We start from the raw sequence: 19,335 nt of genomic DNA, 5'->3' as shown, positions 1-19,335 counted from the left end.
CAATACCCTGGATGTACCCTGATGAAAATGAGTTGGACGTGGTTCCACAAGCTGGGTTCCCCCAAATGGTTCTATGCCATCAGCGGCCGCATGCTGCCGTGGCTGACCGTTTCCTCTGTCGTGCTGCTGCTGGTCGGCATCACCTGGGGCCTGGCCTTCGCCCCCCAGGACTACCAGCAGGGCAACAGTTTCCGCATCATCTATATCCACGTGCCGACGGCCATGCTCGCCCAGTCGTGCTACGTGATGCTCGCGGTGGCGGGGGTGGTGGGGCTGGTGTGGAAGATGAAACTGGCCGACGTCGCGCTGCAGTGCGCGGCGCCCATCGGCGCCTGGATGACCGCGGTAGCCTTGGTTACCGGGGCGATCTGGGGCAAGCCCACCTGGGGTAGCTGGTGGGTCTGGGATGCGCGCCTGACGTCCATGCTCATCCTGCTGTTCCTGTACTTCGGCATCATCGCCCTGGGCCAGGCCATCAGCAATCGCGACAGCGCGGCCAAGGCCTGTGCGGTGCTGGCGATCGTCGGCGTGGTCAACATCCCGATCATCAAGTACTCGGTGGAGTGGTGGAACACCCTGCACCAGGGCGCCACCTTCACGCTGACCGAAAAGCCGGCCATGCCGGTGGAAATGTGGCTGCCGCTGCTGCTCACCGCGCTGGGTTTCTACTGCTTCTTCGGCGCCGTGCTGCTGCTGCGCATGCGCCTCGAAGTGCTCAAACGCGAAGCCCGCGCCAGTTGGGTCAAGGATGAGGTGCTGGGGCAACTCGGACGGGAGGCGGTACGATGAGCTTTGCGTCCTTCAGTGATTTTCTCGCCATGGGCCACCATGGCCTGTACGTCTGGTCGGCCTATGGCATCTGCCTGGCGGTGCTGGCGCTGAATGTCGCCGCGCCCCTGCTGGCCCGTCGCCGCTACCTGCAAGAAGAGGCGCGTCGTCTGCGCCGGGAGAGCAAACCGTGAATCCGCAGCGCAAGAAACGCCTGTTCATCATCCTCGGCCTGCTGGCCGGCGTCGGCGTCGCCGTGGGCTTTGCCCTGAGCGCGCTGCAGCAGAACATCAACCTGTTCTACACTCCGACGCAGATCGCCAACGGCGAGGCGCCGCTGGACACCCGCATCCGCGCCGGCGGCATGGTCGAGAAAGGCTCGGTGCAGCGCTCGGCCGATTCGCTCGACGTGCGCTTCGTGGTCACCGACTACACCAAGTCGGTGCCGATCACCTACCGCGGCATCCTCCCCGATCTGTTCCGTGAAGGGCAGGGCATCGTCGCCCTCGGCAAGCTCAACGCCGATGGCGTGGTGGTGGCCGACGAGGTGCTGGCCAAGCACGACGAGAAATACATGCCGCCGGAAGTCACCAAGGCCCTGAAGGAAAGCGGCCAGGCCGCCAGCGACGCGGGAGCCAAGCCATGAATGCGGCCCTGGTAATCCCCGAACTCGGCCAGCTGGCGATGATCCTGGCGATCTGCTTCGCCGCCGTGCAGGCCACTGTACCGCTGCTCGGCGCCTGGCGCGGCGACAGCCTGTGGATGGGCCTGGCGCGGCCGGCGGCCTGGGGGCAGTTTGCCTTCCTGGCCTTCGCCTTCGCCTGCCTGACCCACGCCTTCATGACCGACAACTTCTCGGTCGCCTACGTCGCCAGCAACTCCAACAGCGCCTTGCCCTGGTATTACAAGTTCAGCGCCGTGTGGGGCGCCCACGAAGGCTCGCTGCTGCTGTGGGCGTTGATCCTCGGTGGCTGGACCTTCGCCGTGTCGATCTTCTCGCGTCAGTTGCCGCAGGTGATGCTGGCGCGCGTGCTGGCGGTGATGGGCATGATCAGCGTGGGCTTCCTGAGCTTCCTGATCATCACCTCCAACCCGTTCTCGCGCCTGCTGCCGCAGGTGCCGGGCGATGGTCGCGACCTCAACCCGCTGTTGCAGGACTTCGGCCTGATCGTCCACCCGCCGATGCTGTACATGGGCTACGTGGGCTTCTCGGTGGCCTTCGCCTTCGCCATCGCCGCCTTGCTCGGCGGGCGCCTCGATGCCGCCTGGGCGCGCTGGTCGCGGCCCTGGACCATCGTCGCCTGGGCCTTCCTCGGCGTGGGCATCACCCTTGGCTCGTGGTGGGCCTATTACGAGCTGGGCTGGGGTGGCTGGTGGTTCTGGGACCCGGTCGAGAACGCCTCGTTCATGCCTTGGCTGGTGGGCACGGCACTGATCCACTCGCTGGCGGTCACCGAAAAGCGCGGGGTGTTCAAGAGCTGGACCGTGCTGCTGGCCATCGCCGCGTTCTCCCTGAGCCTGCTGGGTACCTTCCTGGTGCGCTCCGGCGTGTTGACCTCGGTGCACGCGTTCGCCGCCGACCCGTCGCGCGGTATCTTCATCCTGATCTTCCTGCTGTTCGTGGTCGGTGGCTCGCTGACCCTGTTCGCCCTGCGCGCGCCGGTGGTCAAGAGCCAGGTGGGCTTTGCCCTGTGGTCCCGTGAAACCCTGCTGCTGGCCAACAACCTGGTGCTGGTGGTGGCGGCCTCGATGATCCTGCTGGGCACCCTCTACCCGCTGGTGCTCGACGCCCTGACCGGGGCCAAGCTGTCGGTCGGCCCGCCTTACTTCGACGCCCTTTTCCTGCCGTTGATGGCGCTGCTGATGGTGGTGCTCGGCGTGGGCGTGGTGGTGCGCTGGAAGGACACTCCCGGCAAATGGCTGGCCGGCATGCTGACCCCGGTGCTGGTCGGCAGTGCAGTGCTGGCGCCGGTCGCCGGGCTGATCGTCGACGACTTCGACTGGCCGGCCCTGAGCGTGTTCGCCCTGGCCGCCTGGGTGGTCCTGAGCGGCGTGCGCGACATCCTCGACAAGACCCGTCACAAAGGCCTGGCCAAGGGGCTGGCGGGTCTGAGCCGCAGCTACTGGGGCATGCACCTGGCGCACCTGGGCCTGGTGGTGTGCGCCCTGGGCGTGGTGCTGTCGAGCAACAACAGCGCCGAGCGCGACCTGCGCATGGCGCCGGGCGAGACCGTCGAGCTGGGGGGCTATCACTTCCTGTTCGAGGGCGCCAAGCACTTCGAAGGCCCGAACTTCATTTCCGACAAGGGCACCGTGCGGGTTTCGCGCGATGGCCGCGAAGTGTCCGTGCTGCACCCGGAGAAACGCCTGTACACCGTGCAGCAGTCGATGATGACCGAGGCCGGCATCGACGCCGGTTTCACCCGCGACCTGTATGTCGCCCTGGGCGAGCCGTTGGAAAACGGCGCCTGGGCGGTGCGGGTGCATATCAAACCCTATGTCCGCTGGATCTGGCTGGGCGGTCTGCTGACCGGCCTGGGCGGCTTGCTGGCGGCCTTCGACCGACGCTACCGCGTCAAGGTCAAGACCCGGGTGCGTGAGGCCCTGGGCGTGTCTGGAGCAACTGCATGAAGCGTTGGATCATGGTGGTACCGCTGGCGGTGTTCCTGCTGGTGGCGGTCTTTCTCTACAAGGGGTTGTTCTTGAAACCCGACGAACTGCCTTCGGCGATGATCGGCAAGCCGTTCCCGACGTTCGCGCTGGCGAGCGTGCAGGGCGATCGCAGCCTCACCCAGGCCGACCTGATCGGCCGCCCGGCGCTGGTCAACGTGTGGGGCACCTGGTGCCCGTCGTGCAAGGTCGAGCACCCGTACCTGAACCAGCTGGCCGAGCAGGGCGTGGTGATCCACGGGGTCAACTACAAGGACGACAACGCCGCCGCGCTGAAGTGGCTGGCTGAGTTCCACAACCCATACCAGCTGAACATCGCCGACCAGCAAGGCTCGCTGGGCCTGGACCTGGGCGTGTACGGCGCGCCGGAAACCTTCCTGATCGACGCCAAGGGCATCATCCGCTACAAGCACGTGGGCGTGGTCGATGCCACGGTGTGGCGCGAGCAGCTGGCGCCGCTGTACCAGGGCCTGGTCGACGAGGCCCGGCCATGAGGCGCTGGCTGGCGGCCGCCGTGCTCGGCCTGAGCCTGGCCGGCGTGGCCAAGGCGGCCATCGACACCTACCAGTTCCGCGACGACGCCGAGCGCGAGCGCTATCAGCAACTGACCAAGGAACTGCGCTGCCCCAAGTGCCAGAACCAGGACATCGCCGATTCCAACGCGCCCATCGCCGCCGACTTGCGCCGCGAGATCTTCCGCATGCTGGGCGAGGGCAAGGACAACCAGCAGATCGTCGATTTCATGGTCGATCGCTATGGCGACTTCGTGCGCTACAAGCCAGCGCTCAGCGGGCGCACCTGGCTGCTCTGGTTCGGCCCGGGGATCCTCCTGGTCGCAGGCTTCGTGGTGCTGGCGCTGATCGTGCGCCGTCGCCGTGGCCAGGCCGTGGCCGGCAATACCGAACTGTCCGCCGACGAACGCGAGCGTCTGGCCAAACTGCTGGATAAAGAACGTACCCATGACTGAATTCTGGCTTAGCGCGGGCCTGCTGCTGCTCGCCGCCCTGGCTTTCCTGCTGTTGCCGATCCTGCGCGGTCACCGCCGCCAGCAGGCCGAGCAGGATCGTACCGCCCTCAACGTGGCGCTCTATGAAGAGCGCGTTGCCGAACTGGTTGCCCAGCAGGCGGCCGGCGTTCTTGATGAACAACAACTGGCCAATGGTCGTGACGAGGCCGCCCGTGAGCTGCTGGCCGACACCGAGCGCGGCGAGGTGACGCGTCAGGGCCACCTGGGCAAGGCCGTGCCGCTGCTGGCGGCGGTGCTGGTGCCGGCCATGGCCCTGGGGCTGTACCTGCACTTCGGCGCCGCAGACAAGGTCGAGCTGACCCAGGAGTTCGCCAGCGCGCCGCAGTCGATGGCGGAAATGACCACGCGCCTGGAGCGTGCGGTGCAGGCCCAGCCCGACTCGGCCGAAGGCCTTTACTTCCTCGGTCGTGCCTATATGGCCGAGCAACGGCCGGCCGATGCGGCCAAGGCCTTCGAGCGCACCGTGGCCCTGGCCGGGCGTCAGCCCGAGCTGCTCGGGCAGTGGGCGCAGTCGCTGTACTTCGCCGCCGACAAACAGTGGTCGGCGCAATTGCAGGCACTCACCGATGAGGCGCTCAAGGCCGACCCGCAAGAGGTCACCAGCCTCGGCCTGCGTGGTATCGCCGCCTTCGAGGGCGAGCGCTACCAGGAGGCCATCGACTACTGGCAGCGTCTGCTGGCGCAGTTGCCGCAGGGCGACGCGTCCCGCGACGCGCTGCAGGGCGGCATCGACCGCGCCGCCGACAAACTCAAGGCCGGTGGCGGCAAGGTGGCCGAAACAGCGCGCCTGAAGGTGCGGGTGGAGCTGGCCGCGGCGCTCAAGGACAAGGTGCGTCCCGACGACACCGTGTTCATCTTCGCCCGCGCCAGCAATGGCCCGCCCATGCCGCTGGCGGCCAAGCGGGTGACGGTGGCGCAGCTGCCGATCGAGGTGGAGCTGTCCGATGCCGACGCGATGATACCGCAGATGAAACTGTCGGACTTTGCCGAAGTCCAACTGGTTGCCCGAGTCTCGCGCGCCGGGCAGCCCACCCACGGTGAATGGAAGGGCCAGAGCGCCCCGCTGGCCACCGGCACCCGGGGCATCCAGCATGTGACCATCGACAGCCCCGACTCATAAGAGAGCACCCCCATGAACAGCACCGTCCGCCTGACCCTGATCACCCTGGCCCTGGGTCTTTCCGCGTGTACGGTGCATCAGCCCGGGGAGCGTGAGCCGCTGCCGCCGATCGAGACCACGCCGCCGCACAAAGGACCGGTGGTCAAGCCCTTGCCGGGTGGCCAGCCCGGCACCCAGCCGAGCAAGCCGGCGGCGATTCCCAAGCCGATGCCACGCACCTCCGCCAGCTTCGCGCCACCGCCGGGGGGCGCCAGCCACTGGGACCCGAAGCTGGGAGTCTATGTGCTGGAGAAGCAGCCCAATACCTTCTACCGCCAGCGTACCTATTACCGTTGGAACAACGGCTGGAGCTGGTCGCTGAGCCCTAACGGGCCGTGGCAGGACACCGACAGCAGTGGCGTGCCGGGCGGGTTGGGCAGGGCGTTTGGGCAATAATTGCCGTTGAGGCCTTATCGCGGGGCAAGCCCGCTCCCACGCCAGTAATGCTCATCGTCAATTGCGTGGGAGCGGGCTTGCCCCGCGATAGGGCCGGCCGCGCCAACAGCTGGCATAATCCCCCTTCGCATTCAACCGGAGGGTGGCATGAGCAAGACAGTCCTGGTGCTGGTGGAAACCATCGATGACTACCTGCCGCTATTGGAACGGGCCGGCTACCGCCTGATCCGCGCACCGTCGCCGCAACTGCGCGCCGACGCCATCGCCCGTCATGCCGGGGAGATCGACGCCGTGCTCACTCGTGGTCCGCTTGGCCTGACAGCCGGCGAAATCGCCACATTGGTCAACCTGCGGATCATCTGCGTGATCGGTGCCGGCTACGAGCAGGTCGACCTGGCCGCCGCCGCTGCCCGTGGCATCACCGTCACCAATGGCGCCGGTGCCAATGCCGCCGCCGTGGCCGACCACGCCCTGGCCCTGCTGCTGGCCCTGTTGCGCGACATTCCCCGTGCCGACGCCAGCACCCGCCGTGGCGAATGGCAGCGGGTGATCAGCCCGTCGGTGAGCGGCAAACGCCTGGGCATCCTGGGGCTGGGCGCGGTGGGGTTGGCAATCGCCAAGCGTGCCAGCCTCGGCTTCGACATGCCCGTCAGCTATCACAGCCGTACCCCGCGCAACGATGCGCCCTACACCTGGTACGACAGCCCGCTGCACCTGGCCGATGCCGTCGATATCCTGGTCGTCGCCACCCCGGGCGGGGCCGGCACCCAGCACCTGGTCGACGCGCAGGTGCTTGACGCGCTGGGCGCCGAGGGCTACCTGGTGAATATCGCCCGCGCCAGCGTGGTCGATACCCAGGCGCTGGTCGCCGCCCTGGCTCAGGGACGGATTGCCGGCGCCGCGCTCGATGTGTTCGATGGCGAACCCGGCGTGCCCGATGCCCTCAAGGCCCTCGGCAATACCGTGCTCACCCCTCATGTCGCCGGCCAGTCCCCCGAGGCCGCCCGCGACACGGTCAGCCTGGTGCTGCGCAACCTGCAGGCGTTCTTTGCCGGTGAGCCGGTGCTCACGCCAGTACACGAATAGCCTTTGCTTTCACTTATCCAAGGAGTGCTGCATGCAACTCGAGATCTTCCAGGTCGATGCTTTTTCCGCCAAGCCGTTCGGCGGCAATCCAGCGGCGGTGATCCCTTTGGACAGCTGGCTACCCGATGCGCTGCTGCAGCGTATCGCCGAAGAAAACAATCTGTCCGAAACTGCCTATTTCGTTCGCAACGGTGAAAGCTACGACCTGCGCTGGTTCACCCCGACAGTCGAAGTTGATTTGTGCGGCCACGCCACCTTGGCGTCGGCCTGGGTGCTGTACGAGCAGTTGGGCGAGCAGCGCGAAGAGCTGCGCTTCAACACCCGCAGCGGTGAACTGCGGGTCAGCCGCGGCACCGAGGGCCTGCTGGCGATGGACTTCCCGGCCAAGCAGCCGCTGGCAGTGGAGATGCCAGCGGGGTTGCTGGAGGCCTTGGGCTTGGCCAGTGCGCGAGGCTTGTATCGTACCGACGACTACATCGTGGTGATCGATGACCCAGCGGAGCTTGCGGCCTTGCAGCCCGATTTCGTCGCTTTGTCTCGCTTCGACGTGCGTGGCATCGCGGTGACGGCGCCGGGGGGAGGGTTCGATTTCGTTACACGTTGGTTCGGGCCTCGGGTCGGGGTCAATGAAGATCCGGTCACCGGCTCGGCGCATACCTCGTTGGTCCCTTACTGGGCCGAGCGGCTCGGGCAGGCACGGCTTCATTGCCAGCAGGGTGGTGCGCGCAAGGGGCAGTTGGTCTGTGAGTCACCTGGCAATGGCCGGGTAATCATCAGTGGTTATGCGGCGTTGTATTTGCGCGGCCTAGTGAATCTGTAACGAGGAGGGCGTACCCCCGAAGGGGTACGCTGATGGTGCAAGCTTGCCATTGTCTACTGTAGTCAGGACTTGTTTTCAGACTCAGCGTTATCGCCGCGGGTGTCGACAATTACCAGGGGAGTCGTGGTATTTGATACAGGCCCAAATTCATTTGTCGCAGTCCATGTGGCATGCATATGGCAAAAGTCATTTGGGAACAACAGGTGATGTGCCGGGATTTCAAACTCTGTTTCTTTGTCTTTATCGTCTTCACCAACGGTTTTCAAGAAGGAGTATCTGCTCCCGTCGATTGGCGTTTCGCCAGCGTCGTGTGAACGGCCAGCAGCCTGGTACAGCTCGATCGAAATAGTGTCACCCGGCTTCTTGTTCGCATAGTGCGGTGTAATGAATTTGACGCCCAGGGCAATCTGCTCTTTCGTGATCCAGCCGTCACTCGCTCTGACAGGGAAGTATCGGCCATCATCGAGGCTTCCTTCACCCGGAAGCTCATCGTTTCCGTGCACTGTGATCGGTTGTTCATAGGACCGCGAAGTATTCTCCTTCCCGCCTGTGATCGCTCGGGTTACCAAGAAGTGGAGCGGTTTTGTACCAGAGCCTTCTTGCGCGATCTGGTCGGCAGTCAGCGGAAACCGCAGATCGTCCGTGCCGTTCGCTTCCTGTTCGGTGACAGTACGTACAGGAAACTTTATCTCACCATAGAAGACCAAGACCTTGTCGTCCTTCTCCAAGACCTTCCTGGGTGGGAATTTTCGATCGTACAACGGTATGTAGATCGTGGCGTCCTGGTCGAATTCCTCACTGGGGATTTCATTGTATTGTTTGCTTGCGGTCTCCAGGTAAGGGGGGCGCAGGTTCGGATGCACCGGATCTTCCGGATCTGGATTTGGATCGCCGCCAACCTGGAACAAGTTAACCGCCACTGTGGTGATCTGCGAGGTGCCGGCAACAATACCGTTTCGAATAATGCGGTAGAACACATCGATACTGGCGACCAGGTTGGCACCTGCCGTTTCTTTCTTCCACGTATCGTAGAGGGCTGCATAGGAGGGATACAAAGTCTGCGGGTTGCCTTCTTCGCCACCAGGGATAGGTACCAGTTCATGCACGGCGTCACCCCACACCAGTTCGATCTTGTCACCCGGCTGGATAGCCGGCGTGCCAGTATGGGCGGGTACGACCAGTTCCAGAGGCTCGCGTGCCTCCGCATCGATGATGAGACCGTCAGTGTGTGCAGCAATCAGCGGCGCGAGTAGGCCTTTCAGTTCCCCCTTGAGGAGTACCTTCAGCGTCAGTGGGAGGGACATATCCGAAACATTGCCCGCCCGATCCGTGATTTTGTAGGTGAAAACGAGGGTGCCATCCCCCAGGGCCTCGATATCTGCCCGTAGGAAGCGCAGCGTCAATCCGTCCTTGGGACGACGACGCATGCTCCCCCGGGCTATGCGTCGAGAACGTAACGTGCTGCTGATCGCTCCCTCGATGATGTCGCCGGGCGCTAGGCCGCCATAGCCGGCAACGGTGCATTCCAGGTATTGCTCGCCGTCCTCTTCCTTGAGCTTGTCCGAGGTCAGCCCGTTCGTTTTGATTAGCTCATCAACAATCAACTCGGCCAGCAAGGGTTCGCCAGGTTTGGTCAGGTCGACAATGAAGGATTGTGCTGGGCCACTCTCGTTACCACTGCCGGAGTATATGACTCGGTAGATGATCGTGTGGGTGCCTTCCGTGCGAACAGACGCAGGAAGGTCGATTTCAAAAGTGTCCCCAGGTTTTTTACCTTTGAACGTGACGGCCGGATCCAATGGAGCACCATCTACTATCAGTTGCACGCTATCGCCGTCCGGGTCCTTGATCGAGTCCGGCACTGGAAATGTGAGCTTGAGCGGGTCGGAGCTGACGCTTGCCAACAGTAAATTGTCTGCAATGCCGGACGGCGGCAATTCCGCCAGGGCGCCTGCCGGAAACACCAAGGGATCAGTAAAACCCAGTATGCCTGGCGACCGTTTGCGTGTTGGCTTGTAGAACATAGGGCACTTGCAACGCCCGGAGTGGGTAATGGATTGGCTTGGCACCTTGCCGGGTGTGTGCACGTCGATGCGAGAAGATTGGTCAGACATGGTTGCATTCCAGTGGCTAGGGGATTCACAGGGTTGCTGCTGGGCGAGGTGCCCCGTCAGGCACTGCCACAGCAGTCCTACTGGCTGTCCCGGTACCTGGCGCAGCCGATGCGATCGCAGAGTCATGGTCGGAAAAAAGCGCGCGCTTGTAACCTGACAGAATTGCCAGGTCGCCGCTGGCAGGCGGTGGCCGTCGGCGGGATGGGCGCAAGGGGACGAGTTGTCATCGCGCGCTTCGAGGAGCCCCTCGATATCAATCGACGGGCGCCTGTGGGTTAGGGCTGCAGTGCTGCCTTCCTCATCGCATGCCGCGCAGATCCACGATGAGCAGGGCGGTGGTGTCGTTCGCTACCGTTTTCCCATTCCTAGTGACTTGCCATGTGGAATGAATATGGCAACGTTTACTGGGGGCGATTAGTTGGGCGCGCGGAAGGGGAAACCGGTACTCCTCGGTCTCCTCACTGGCATCGGCGACCGTGTACGAGTCCTTGATTCTTGATACCTCGATAGGCTCCTCATTTTCGGTGTGTCTATCAGTCTCCACCTGGACCAGATTGATTTCAATCAGGTCGCCAGGTCGCTTGTGCTTGTACGGCGGCGTCACGAAATACACGATCTTGCCATCTTCGAGATCAGCCGGGATGATGCAGCAGGCGGACTTGAGGGGCGCGTACTCACCTTCTCCCAGGTCGCCATCGCCAGGCAGTTGCTCATCCGCGTCAACGAGCACAGGTTGGACCGGCCCCTGTGACGTGTTGTGGGTCGGGCCTTGGACAGGGCGCTCCACCTCATAGACCAGGGCTTGTGTGCCACCCGCTTGCTCTGCGATCAGGTCGGCCGTGAGGGCAAATTCGAGGTCAGCCTTCTTGCCGACGTCAGCGTCGCTGACGGTCCGTGGGGGAAACGCATAGGTACCGTATCTGAGCCGGACCACATCGCCCTCGATCAGCACCGGTGCCGTCGGTGAGTGCCGGTCGAACCATGGCACGAAGAGCCTGGCGTCCTTGGCATAGTCATCTTTGGGGATGTAGTTGAGCTGCCCTGACCAGGACATCAGCACGGCTGGACGCAGGTTCGGGTGGGTCGGTACCTCTGGCTCTGGATCGCCACCCACCTGGTGCAGGTTGATGACCACGTCCAACCCTGCGGAGGTTCCGGCCACCATGCCTTCGCGAATGATCCGGTAGCTTACGGTGATGCGGGCGGTTTCATCGTGCCCCTGCGATTGCGCCTTCCAGGTGTCGTAAAGGGCTGCATAGTCCGGGTAGATCGGCAGGCGAGCACCTTCCTCGCCATCGGGGATGGGTAGTGGTTCGTGGTGGGCATCGCCCCAGATCAGCTCGATCGCGTCGCCTGGCAGAATGGGTTTGTCCGAATAGGCGGGGATGATCACTTCCAGCGGTTTGCGCGCCTCTTCATCGTTGATGATGCCATCGGCGCTGTCTGCCACTTCTGGTGCCGGAAGATTGGTCAGCTCGCCGTCGAGCAGTACCTTGAGAGTCACGGGGCGCGAAGGGAGCGAAATATTGCCGGCGCGGTCGGTGACGGTATAGGCGAATGTTTTAAGGCCATCCCCTGCACGTTCGATGTCCTCCCTCAGGAACCGCAAGATGATCTCGTCTCCAGGCCCGTATTCTTGTTCGACATCCGTTGTGCTACCGAACCCGTCGAGGTCGGCGATCACGCCACGGATCCTGTCGCCTATTCCAAGGCCGTTGTAGCCATTGAGGGTCGTTTTGAGATAGTGCTTGCCATTGTGGATTTCGAGGGTGGCCGAGGTGACCCCGCCTTTGATGATGTCGCTATCGACGTTCAATTCGGCCAGTGACGGCAGGCCAGGTGCAGTCAGATCGACCTTGAAGGATTGGAGGGGACCGTCCTCCGATCGATTGTTCGAGTAATGTATGCGGTACTGGATCGTATGGATGCCTTCTTGGCGAGCGCTGGCGGGCAGTTCGATGGAAAAGATGTCCCCCGCCTTGTAGCCCTCGAAGGTGATGGGGATGCTGAACGCGCTCCCGTCCACGAGAAGCAGTACGGCATCCCGGGTTGGGTCGACAACCTTAGTCGGGATCCTGAACCGTAGCGTGATAGGGTAGTTCCTGAAGTCTGCCAGCAACAGGTTGTCTGCCTCGACACCCGGGAGGGTCGGAGCGAGCGCATCCTTGGGAAACACCAGTTCCTCATCAAAGCCCCACGTGGCGTTAATGCGAGCAGGTTTTCGAACCGCCTTGTAGGCGTGCCGGCTATGGCAACCACATTGCGAGGCAATGGATTTGGCCGGCAGGGTGGCAGGCCGATACTCGGCGATGAAATAACGTTCAGACATGGTTGTTTTCCTGTGCTGTCAGGGCTTCAGGTTTGGGGCTGGCGGTGACGGGCCTCGGCAGTGTTCCAAGTCGTTCCGATACCGAGTACGGTGCAAACGAACGCAGGTTCATAGTCGGGAAAAAGCGCGAACTTGTAAGCTGACAGAATTACTAGGTCGGGCTGGCGGGAGGGGGCATGCGTCGGTTTGGCCGACGCATGCCCAGGCGATCAGAAGGACAGGCGCACGGCCAGTGAAGCCGCGGTGTCGGAGAAGTCGTTGCTGCCCACTTGCTGGGCCAGCGACGCGGTGATCGTGAGGTCGCGGTTGATGCGGCCTTCCGCGCCGACCTTGAATTCGGCGATGTTGCGGGTGCCGGCCTGGGCCACGCTAACGCCGTCGAGGTTGACGCCGGCCTGGCGATTGTTGTGAATCCAGTTGGTTTCGACGAAGGGCTTGAAGCTGTCGGCCAGGGTGTCATCGCCGGTGTAGTTCAGCTTGAGCGAGGCGCGGGCGCCGACACTGACGCTCAGGGTATCGCTGCCTTGGGTGGAGACGACGGTGCCGTTGTCTTCGCGGTGATCGTCGGGGGTCACACCCGACCAGACCACCTTGGCCTTGGGTTGCAGGTACCAGGCATCGCCGTCTTCGAAGCGGTCGCTGAACACATAGCCGGCTTCCAGTGACGTGGAGACGCCCTTGGCACTGTAGCGCTCGGTGGCCACGTCGTCGCCGGAGACCTGGGCGTCGAACCAGCTGTATTGCAGCACAGCGTCGGTGTACAGGCCCTGTTCGCTGTTACCGTTGGCAAACCAGGTGCCATAGACACCGGTGGTATAGCCCTTGACCTGACTGCTGGCGGAGTGATTGGTCAGCTGCGAGGTGCTGTTGCCATGGCTGTTGCCGTAGCCGGCAAAGACCCCGGTGCGCCAGGCGCCGCCGGCACGGGTCGAGCCGCCGGCCAGGTCGGCGCCGAACAGCGTGGCGTTGCGGCTGACGTGGGTGTTGAGTTGCCCGCTGCTGTCGGTGCTGCGCTGGTGCCCGTCGCTGTGCTTCATCCACAGGTTGGTCGAACGGCCGTCGGCCGCCAGGGTGTCGGCACGTTCGGTGTCGCCGCCGCGCTGGCCGACACTGGCGTCGAACAAGGTGCTCATCGCGTACAGGTTGGCCGCGTAGGCGCCGCCTTCGGGACGGACGATCAGGATCGGCGCGTCAGGGTTGCCCGGATCGATCAATTCATTTCGCAGGTACCAGTTGCCGCTGTTGTCGCCTTCACCCCGTACCAGTTGATAGTCGTAGGCTCCGGCAACGATACGACCTGCCTGGGTGAATTCCCCGTTGGAGGCGCCGCCGACGGTGATCAGTTCGATACCATTCAAGGTCTTGGCACCGGACCCGCCGAGGTTGTTGACGCTGACTGACGTGGTGCCGCTGGTATCGCCTTCGATGATCAACCTGTCGGTTACCGAGGCATCGCCCTCCAGCTTGGTGTTGAATTCTATGCTGCCGCCATCGCCGACATAGTCGCCATGCACGGTCAGAATCCGGCCGGCTTCGTCGCCTTCCCTATCGCTTTGAAAGGTGATCCTGCCACTGTTGGTGAGAAGCTCGTCGATGGAGGAGTCAGCGGTGACGATCCATTGCGCGGAGGCACCGACATCGAGCTGGTCCACACCCTGCATTGCGCCACGCAAGATGGCTTTTTCACCGAGTGCCACATGGGTCGTGGCGGTGTCGGCAGAGATGATATCGCCTTCGATTTCACTGGTCTTGATGGTCAGGAATACGCTGGCGTCGTCCTCCACCTCGAGCAGGGTGCCATTGTTCGCATGCACCACGGTGCCATCGCGCAGGGTGATATGGGCTGTTGGGGCAATCGGCTCCGCGTCGAAGGCCTTGCCGACATGGATGGCGCTGCCGGTGGTCGAAATCAGCTGGCTGCCGGCGATATCCAGGGTGGCCACTTGATCACCGGCGTTGTCGCCCCGGCTGTCCGAGCTGATGGCAATTGCGTGACGGGCGCCATCGAGCACCGAGCCCACGACGGTGCTGGTGCCGCCGTACATCTGCAGTGCGACGCCGGACAAGGCACTGGTGCCATCATCGGTGGCGGTCACACGGCTGCCGACCAGGGTGACGTTGCTGTCGTTGTTGAGAATCGCACGCCCGGCGGCACTGATGGTGGCGCCCGTGGCGTTGAGGTTGCCGCCTTGGGTCAGTGAGATCGCCACACCCGAAGACGAATCCGAGGCATCGGCCTGGCTGCCGGCGTTCATGTTCAGGGTAGCGCCATTGCTCACCTGCCAGGACTCCGCAGGGCTGCCGGCCTCGACAGTAGCCTGTTCACTGCGACCCTCAAGGACGCCCGCTGTGGCAAGGGGCGTGCAGCCGAGCAGCAGGACACAGGCGAATCGATACGGCCTGCGGACACGCAGGCGCAGTTCTTTTTTCATCGTGGACTCCGACGCGAATAAGTAAGTGGGACAGGCATTCGGGGAGCGCTGAAGAGTGCGGGAAGAAGTGAACTGAGGCTGTAGGAATAGTCTGAGCGTGGTGCGGGAAAAGGTGAACATGGGCGTCACTTCCTGGCTCATGCGTGCGGGTAGCTTGAGCCAAGGGTGATGGGAAGTAACCTGACAAAAATGCTAGTTTTCAGGTGCCAGGACTGCAGCATGGATGGCCAGGGCCCGGCTTGGGCCCTGGTCGCTGGTTCAAAGTTGAATGAACTCGGGAGGTGAGAATAAGTAGGTTCTCTCCTCGCGATGCCAGATACTGTAGTTGAACAGGACGGCACCGCCTCGGTTCTCTGTAATCCAGGAATCCGAGACCTGGATTGTTGCCTGGCCTGTATCCTCAAGTGGGTGGTAGGGAGAAATTTGTTTTCTCACGCGGCCATTGATAATGATGTTGACATGGTCACCATCCTTTCTGTACGGAAAGTCCACATCGGCGGTGTATTTGTCGCCGTTCGAGGTGATCTTGATGGCCGGTGTACCCACAGCCTGGGGCTCGATAGTCACCTTGCGGGGCGTCGAGGCTATGCCATTGACGAAACTGGTCACCAAGACCTCAGTTGAGTAGCCCCCCATCGCCAGCGAGTCCGGCAACAAGAAATTCAGGGTCTCCCGCGAACGGACTGTTTTCTCCTCGCTGCGCCATTCAACAACGCCCGTTGCCTTCCACACTACAGTGACCTTTTGTCCAGCTCGCATACCGGGGTAAGGCTCCACATCGACCTTGAGATGCTGATCGGGTTGCACATCACGTAGGTAATCCAGCTTGTCGTTCTTGGCTTGGGGAAGTTTTGGGGCTGCAATGACGGTGTGGGTGACCGGCCGGGAAGTACTTTTCGAGAGATGTTGACCGTCCACGTGGTAGGCGACACGGATCGAACCTTTTACCAATGCTTTTACGAAGCCATTGGGAATCTTGAACAACATGTCTTCAACCGGAGAGCCGACGTTCTGGGGTTCACTTGTAAAAGGCATGTCTTCGCCGTCGGCGTTCCGACCGTATGCCTCGACGACGACAGCTTGTCCCGGCTGCAGATTCTCATTCGCAGGCACCACCACCGCCAGGTCGGCGGTCAACAGGTACCTCATGTCGATCTCTTCGTCTTCATGCCCATCGACAAGAAGGCGCGGCGCGGCGGGCTGTTCGGGATAGTCGAAGTCTACATCCACCGTCGTGGACGGGGCCAGGAGGGAGTAATTGCCTGCATCGTCGGTAATACTGTAGCGCAGCGAAGTTCTACCGCCAGGGATCTTGGATTGCAAGTCGTCGAGGACGATCACCGTGTCATTATCGATATCATCAATTCGGATACTGTGTTCGAAACCGGACCAATCTATCGTCAAGGTGTCGTAGCCGGATTGATAAGTCCATTTGGGGACCGTTATGGTGACCTTCTCGGTGTCTCCTGCCAGCCATTCAGGGACGATTGAGGCTTTTTCCAGCTTGTAGTTTTCCTCCGGGAGCGGCAGGTCTTTATCAGGGTCCCCGGGGATCGTGGACTTGATGAAGAGCTCGGTTTTATCCGAGGGGAATTCTATTCCGCCTGGGAAGCTTATGAACTTGTACCAGAGCCCATGCAAGCCTTCTTTTTTATTTATAAAGTGTTCTGCAGTAGGTTCTAACACTATGACGCCGGTCTCGTCTTTTTTGACGAATCGACTGTATATCATGGTGTCGTCCAGAAATAACTGGATGTCATCGCCATCCGCTACGTCGAGGTACGGGCCCACACGCGTTTCAAGAATCTTCCTCGGATTGTGCAGCAAATCATAATAACCGAGTCCACCATTCCCCTGGCCATCGTCGTCGGCATCCACCATTTTCGGAGGCATCAAGTTGGCGTAGGGAGTGGGGTTGGTGCTGGTGTAATTTGTGGTGCTTGTAGTTGTAGTTGTAGTTGTAGTTGTGGTTGTGGTTGGTGTTGACGTCGTTGTCGTTGTCGTTGTGATATGAGTGGCGGATGTTGTAGTGTTTTTCGCGGGTGTATTGGACGTGCTGCTCATAGGTGCTTCTCCTGGCCGGCGCGGGGGACAGGCATTGCCGGAGCTTCCAAGTTAGGAATTGTGCTGCTATGTAACAACTGGCAAAAATGCTAGGTCGAATGGGCACGAGCGGGCCTGAATTATCCGGGGTACGGCCACGCACACTTGCCTACGAGCGCCTGGCCAGGATGCTGGGCTGAGGCAGGGTGATGCCGGACATGCCTGGAGCCTGCGCCTATACTGCAACTCCCCGGAACAACCGCAAGGAGCCCCAAGATGTCCGTGGAAAAACAAGGCAGTTGCCTGTGTGGTGCAATTCACCTGAGTGCAACAATCGACAACACCCATGTCAGCGCCTGTCATTGCAGCATGTGCCGAAAATGGACCGGTGGCCCGCTGCTGGCGGTCCATTGCACCGAGCCCCCGAAATTCGAGGGCCCAACCCCGAGCGTCTATGATTCCTCCCCCTGGGCCCAGCGCGGCTTCTGCGGCCGGTGCGGTACGCACCTGTTCTACCGCTTGAAAGAGGGCAACCTCTATGTCGTGCCGGTCGGCCTGCTGGACGGCACGGAAAACTGGACCTTCACCGAGCAGATCTTCATCGACGAAAAACCCGCCTGGTATTGCTTCGAGAACGAGACCAAGAACCTCACCGGCCAACAGATCTTCGAACAGTTCGCCCCGTCCTGAGCCGACCCGCCTTGCCAAACTCAAGCATTCCTGAGAAAAGGGCGCCCACCAAAACCGTCTCGAGGAACCTGCCATGAGCAGTGAGCTGCAAGTCATCGATCTACACGAAGGCGACGGCAAGTCCGTGGTCAAGGGCGCGCTGATCACCACCCAGTACCGCGGCACCCTGGCCGACGGCAGCGAGTTCGATTCGTCCTGGTCGCGCGGCAAGCCGTTCCAGTGCGTGATCGGCACCGGCCGGGTGATCAAGGGCTGGGACCAGGGCCTGATGGGCATGCGCGTGGGCGGCAAACGCAAGTTGCTGGTGCCGGCGCACCTGGGCTATGGCGAGCGCTCGGTCGGTTCTATTCCACCGAATTCGGACCTCACCTTCGAGATCGAGTTGCTGGAAGTACTGACCCGCGACGATTGAGGCGCGCGATGGCAGGGAACCGGGTGATGGAGACCTTGCGCTGTAGTATTAGCTGCTTGATCTGGGAAATTTCCTACCTGTTTGTCAGGTGTTGGCTGGCATATGGAGCGGTATTTCCACAGGTATCGTCCCAGGTTCTCCTGGCTCTTTGTCCAGAGCCTTACTGCCCGAGAGCCACTGATGTACGAGGATCCTGTTCAGATCGCCCTGTCGCTGTTCATAGGCTTTGCCATTGATCGCTGGTTGAGGTCACCCCGGCTGCGTACCTGGCTTGGCGTGAGTCTTCTCACTATTGGGGGGCTCGGTATGCTGTTCTTGCACCGTGAAACGCTCAATGGTGCTGATGTGGTGCTGTGGAAGTCTTTCGCTATCGTGCTGGGTGTATGCCTGATTGTATTCAGAGATCGCTACGAGGATGCGACGTGACGTTGCTCTCTCAACGCTTTGACTCAAGCCTTTGGGGCTCACCGGTCTTGCGATAGACCGGAACTGTGCTGACCCGCGACGATTGAGCCGCGAGCAATAATTCAGCAACACACATGCGTTAACGTGGCCTTTGTCCATGGAACGGCATGTGCGCCCAGGGAGGAACCAAACGGGTCGAAGGCACTCTGAGCCTCACTCGCTGCCACGGATGGCATTCACGACAGGGACGACCAGCAGCCAAGGCTGCCGGACCATGTGGCGGGGCAACCCAGTACCCCTTGCCACAAGAGTCCGTCCCAGATGAAGCTGCCCACCTTCCTTCGCCGTCGTCGTCACCTGTTGTTGAGCCTGACGCTCGCCGCTGCGGCTGTGCCGCTGGCCCTGGATGTGGTCGAAAGCCGCGCGCAACCCGTGGATGGCACCCAGACCCTGGTCTTCCTGCGCCACGCCGAGAAGCCCGGCGAGGGGCTGGGGCAGTTGAACTGCCAGGGGCTCAACCGCGCCCTGGACCTGGCCACCTTGCTGCCCGAGCGTTTCGGCAAGGCTGACTACGTATTCGCCGCCAACCCTTCGCGGGGTGTCGAGGAAGGTAGCCAGGATGAGCGCTACAGCTATATCCGCCCGCTGATGACCATCAGCCCCAGCGCCATCCGCCTCGGCTTGCCGGTGAACATCGACTATGGCGCCAACGACACCGAGGATCTGGCGGACGAGCTGCTTAGTAGCAAGTACCGCAATGCGACGGTCTACACCGCCTGGTCCCGCGGTTATCTCCCGGAACTGATCAACACCGTGGCCGGCAAGGCCCTGGGTGAGGAGCGGGTGCTCACCGAAGACTGGCATCGCGACGACTTCGATACCTTGTACGTGCTCACGCTGACCTGGCGCGATGGCAAGGCGACCCTGCTCAGCCGTAACGTGCGCCAGGGGCTCGATCACGGCGAGTCTGGCTGCCCGACCTGA

At 62.1% G+C, this 19,335-nt stretch carries 18 protein-coding genes; 14 read left to right on the top strand and 4 right to left on the bottom strand.

The window, feature by feature from the left end:
- Positions 1-21 precede the first annotated feature (21 nt).
- The 10 genes from NMG10_RS03070 (at position 22) to NMG10_RS03025 (ending at position 7,926) form a co-directional block, all read left to right on the top strand.
- Positions 22-789 carry a heme ABC transporter permease gene (locus tag NMG10_RS03070; protein ID WP_232856545.1) on the top strand — a complete coding sequence of 256 codons (768 nt, stop codon included), beginning with the start codon at positions 22-24 and terminating at the stop codon, positions 787-789.
- Positions 786-962: a heme exporter protein CcmD gene (gene ccmD / locus NMG10_RS03065; protein ID WP_011534872.1), complete on the top strand. Its 177-nt coding sequence runs from the start codon at positions 786-788 to the stop codon at positions 960-962. The genes NMG10_RS03070 and ccmD overlap by 4 nt, the downstream gene beginning before the upstream one ends.
- Positions 959-1,414, top strand: a complete 456-nt coding sequence (gene ccmE, locus NMG10_RS03060) for a cytochrome c maturation protein CcmE (protein WP_028691020.1) — start codon at positions 959-961, stop codon at positions 1,412-1,414. Before ccmD ends, ccmE begins: the two co-directional genes overlap by 4 nt.
- Positions 1,411-3,399, top strand: a complete 1,989-nt coding sequence (locus NMG10_RS03055) for a heme lyase CcmF/NrfE family subunit (protein ID WP_254463824.1) — start codon at positions 1,411-1,413, stop codon at positions 3,397-3,399. The genes ccmE and NMG10_RS03055 overlap by 4 nt, the downstream gene beginning before the upstream one ends.
- The gene (locus NMG10_RS03050) at positions 3,396-3,932 is read left to right on the top strand and encodes a DsbE family thiol:disulfide interchange protein (RefSeq protein ID WP_232856546.1); all 537 of its coding nucleotides are present in this window, start codon (positions 3,396-3,398) and stop codon (positions 3,930-3,932) included. The genes NMG10_RS03055 and NMG10_RS03050 overlap by 4 nt, the downstream gene beginning before the upstream one ends.
- Positions 3,929-4,405, top strand: a complete 477-nt coding sequence (locus tag NMG10_RS03045; RefSeq protein WP_232856547.1) for a cytochrome c-type biogenesis protein — start codon at positions 3,929-3,931, stop codon at positions 4,403-4,405. The genes NMG10_RS03050 and NMG10_RS03045 overlap by 4 nt, the downstream gene beginning before the upstream one ends.
- Positions 4,398-5,585, top strand: coding sequence for a c-type cytochrome biogenesis protein CcmI (gene ccmI / locus NMG10_RS03040; RefSeq protein ID WP_254463823.1), 1,188 nt, complete (start codon positions 4,398-4,400; stop codon positions 5,583-5,585). The genes NMG10_RS03045 and ccmI overlap by 8 nt, the downstream gene beginning before the upstream one ends.
- A gap of 12 nt (positions 5,586-5,597) precedes the next feature.
- Positions 5,598-6,020 carry a hypothetical protein gene (locus NMG10_RS03035; RefSeq protein WP_203651691.1) on the top strand — a complete coding sequence of 141 codons (423 nt, stop codon included), beginning with the start codon at positions 5,598-5,600 and terminating at the stop codon, positions 6,018-6,020.
- Between the two features lie 147 nt (positions 6,021-6,167).
- Positions 6,168-7,106 (top strand): NAD(P)-dependent oxidoreductase, encoded by a 939-nt coding sequence (locus NMG10_RS03030; protein WP_254463822.1) that lies wholly within the window; start codon positions 6,168-6,170, stop codon positions 7,104-7,106.
- 31 nt (positions 7,107-7,137) lie between these two features.
- The gene (locus NMG10_RS03025) at positions 7,138-7,926 is read left to right on the top strand and encodes a PhzF family phenazine biosynthesis protein (RefSeq protein ID WP_232856550.1); all 789 of its coding nucleotides are present in this window, start codon (positions 7,138-7,140) and stop codon (positions 7,924-7,926) included.
- 62 nt (positions 7,927-7,988) lie between these two features.
- Here NMG10_RS03025 and NMG10_RS03020 read toward each other — a convergent pair whose 3' ends face one another.
- The 4 genes from NMG10_RS03020 to NMG10_RS03005 all read right to left on the bottom strand — a co-directional run bounded on the left by NMG10_RS03020 (position 7,989) and on the right by NMG10_RS03005 (position 16,865).
- Positions 7,989-10,040 carry a hypothetical protein gene (locus NMG10_RS03020; RefSeq protein ID WP_254463821.1) on the bottom strand — a complete coding sequence of 684 codons (2,052 nt, stop codon included), beginning with the start codon at positions 10,038-10,040 and terminating at the stop codon, positions 7,989-7,991.
- Positions 10,041-10,338: 298 nt separating this feature from the next.
- The gene (locus tag NMG10_RS03015) at positions 10,339-12,369 is read right to left on the bottom strand and encodes a hypothetical protein (RefSeq protein WP_254463820.1); all 2,031 of its coding nucleotides are present in this window, start codon (positions 12,367-12,369) and stop codon (positions 10,339-10,341) included.
- A 209-nt stretch (positions 12,370-12,578) separates the two neighbouring features.
- Complete coding sequence (locus NMG10_RS03010) at positions 12,579-14,801, bottom strand: autotransporter outer membrane beta-barrel domain-containing protein (protein WP_254463819.1); 2,223 nt, start codon at positions 14,799-14,801, stop codon at positions 12,579-12,581.
- Positions 14,802-15,059: 258 nt separating this feature from the next.
- Complete coding sequence (locus NMG10_RS03005; protein ID WP_232856554.1) at positions 15,060-16,865, bottom strand: hypothetical protein; 1,806 nt, start codon at positions 16,863-16,865, stop codon at positions 15,060-15,062.
- 255 nt (positions 16,866-17,120) lie between these two features.
- Here NMG10_RS03005 and NMG10_RS03000 point away from each other — a divergent pair, with 255 nt between their 5' ends.
- From NMG10_RS03000 to NMG10_RS02985, 4 genes are all read left to right on the top strand, one after another.
- Positions 17,121-17,534 carry a GFA family protein gene (locus tag NMG10_RS03000; protein WP_232856555.1) on the top strand — a complete coding sequence of 138 codons (414 nt, stop codon included), beginning with the start codon at positions 17,121-17,123 and terminating at the stop codon, positions 17,532-17,534.
- 73 nt (positions 17,535-17,607) lie between these two features.
- Positions 17,608-17,946, top strand: a complete 339-nt coding sequence (locus NMG10_RS02995) for an FKBP-type peptidyl-prolyl cis-trans isomerase (protein WP_203651705.1) — start codon at positions 17,608-17,610, stop codon at positions 17,944-17,946.
- A gap of 180 nt (positions 17,947-18,126) precedes the next feature.
- Positions 18,127-18,372, top strand: coding sequence for a hypothetical protein (locus tag NMG10_RS02990; RefSeq protein WP_203651706.1), 246 nt, complete (start codon positions 18,127-18,129; stop codon positions 18,370-18,372).
- 300 nt (positions 18,373-18,672) lie between these two features.
- Positions 18,673-19,335: a histidine phosphatase family protein gene (locus tag NMG10_RS02985; RefSeq protein WP_254463818.1), complete on the top strand. Its 663-nt coding sequence runs from the start codon at positions 18,673-18,675 to the stop codon at positions 19,333-19,335.

It is taken from the genome of Pseudomonas sp. DVZ6 (assembly GCF_024259445.1).
GTDB lineage: Bacteria > Pseudomonadota > Gammaproteobacteria > Pseudomonadales > Pseudomonadaceae > Aquipseudomonas > Aquipseudomonas peradeniyensis.
The sequence above is the reverse complement of the archived record's forward strand: the minus strand, read 5'-3'. Positions and strand labels throughout refer to the sequence as shown.

Coding starts and splice junctions, on each gene's coding strand:
- NMG10_RS03010 (WP_254463819.1), bottom strand. CDS start 14,801: ATGAAAAAAGAACTGCGCCTGCGTGTCCGCAGGCCGTATCGATTCGCC.
- NMG10_RS03020 (WP_254463821.1), bottom strand. CDS start 10,040: ATGTCTGACCAATCTTCTCGCATCGACGTGCACACACCCGGCAAGGTG.
- NMG10_RS03045 (WP_232856547.1), top strand. CDS start 3,929: ATGAGGCGCTGGCTGGCGGCCGCCGTGCTCGGCCTGAGCCTGGCCGGC.
- NMG10_RS03025 (WP_232856550.1), top strand. CDS start 7,138: ATGCAACTCGAGATCTTCCAGGTCGATGCTTTTTCCGCCAAGCCGTTC.
- NMG10_RS03000 (WP_232856555.1), top strand. CDS start 17,121: ATGTCCGTGGAAAAACAAGGCAGTTGCCTGTGTGGTGCAATTCACCTG.
- NMG10_RS03035 (WP_203651691.1), top strand. CDS start 5,598: ATGAACAGCACCGTCCGCCTGACCCTGATCACCCTGGCCCTGGGTCTT.
- NMG10_RS03070 (WP_232856545.1), top strand. CDS start 22: ATGAAAATGAGTTGGACGTGGTTCCACAAGCTGGGTTCCCCCAAATGG.
- ccmD (WP_011534872.1), top strand. CDS start 786: ATGAGCTTTGCGTCCTTCAGTGATTTTCTCGCCATGGGCCACCATGGC.
- NMG10_RS03005 (WP_232856554.1), bottom strand. CDS start 16,865: ATGAGCAGCACGTCCAATACACCCGCGAAAAACACTACAACATCCGCC.
- ccmI (WP_254463823.1), top strand. CDS start 4,398: ATGACTGAATTCTGGCTTAGCGCGGGCCTGCTGCTGCTCGCCGCCCTG.
- NMG10_RS02990 (WP_203651706.1), top strand. CDS start 18,127: ATGTACGAGGATCCTGTTCAGATCGCCCTGTCGCTGTTCATAGGCTTT.
- NMG10_RS03030 (WP_254463822.1), top strand. CDS start 6,168: ATGAGCAAGACAGTCCTGGTGCTGGTGGAAACCATCGATGACTACCTG.
- NMG10_RS03055 (WP_254463824.1), top strand. CDS start 1,411: ATGAATGCGGCCCTGGTAATCCCCGAACTCGGCCAGCTGGCGATGATC.
- NMG10_RS02985 (WP_254463818.1), top strand. CDS start 18,673: ATGAAGCTGCCCACCTTCCTTCGCCGTCGTCGTCACCTGTTGTTGAGC.
- NMG10_RS03050 (WP_232856546.1), top strand. CDS start 3,396: ATGAAGCGTTGGATCATGGTGGTACCGCTGGCGGTGTTCCTGCTGGTG.
- NMG10_RS03015 (WP_254463820.1), bottom strand. CDS start 12,369: ATGTCTGAACGTTATTTCATCGCCGAGTATCGGCCTGCCACCCTGCCG.
- NMG10_RS02995 (WP_203651705.1), top strand. CDS start 17,608: ATGAGCAGTGAGCTGCAAGTCATCGATCTACACGAAGGCGACGGCAAG.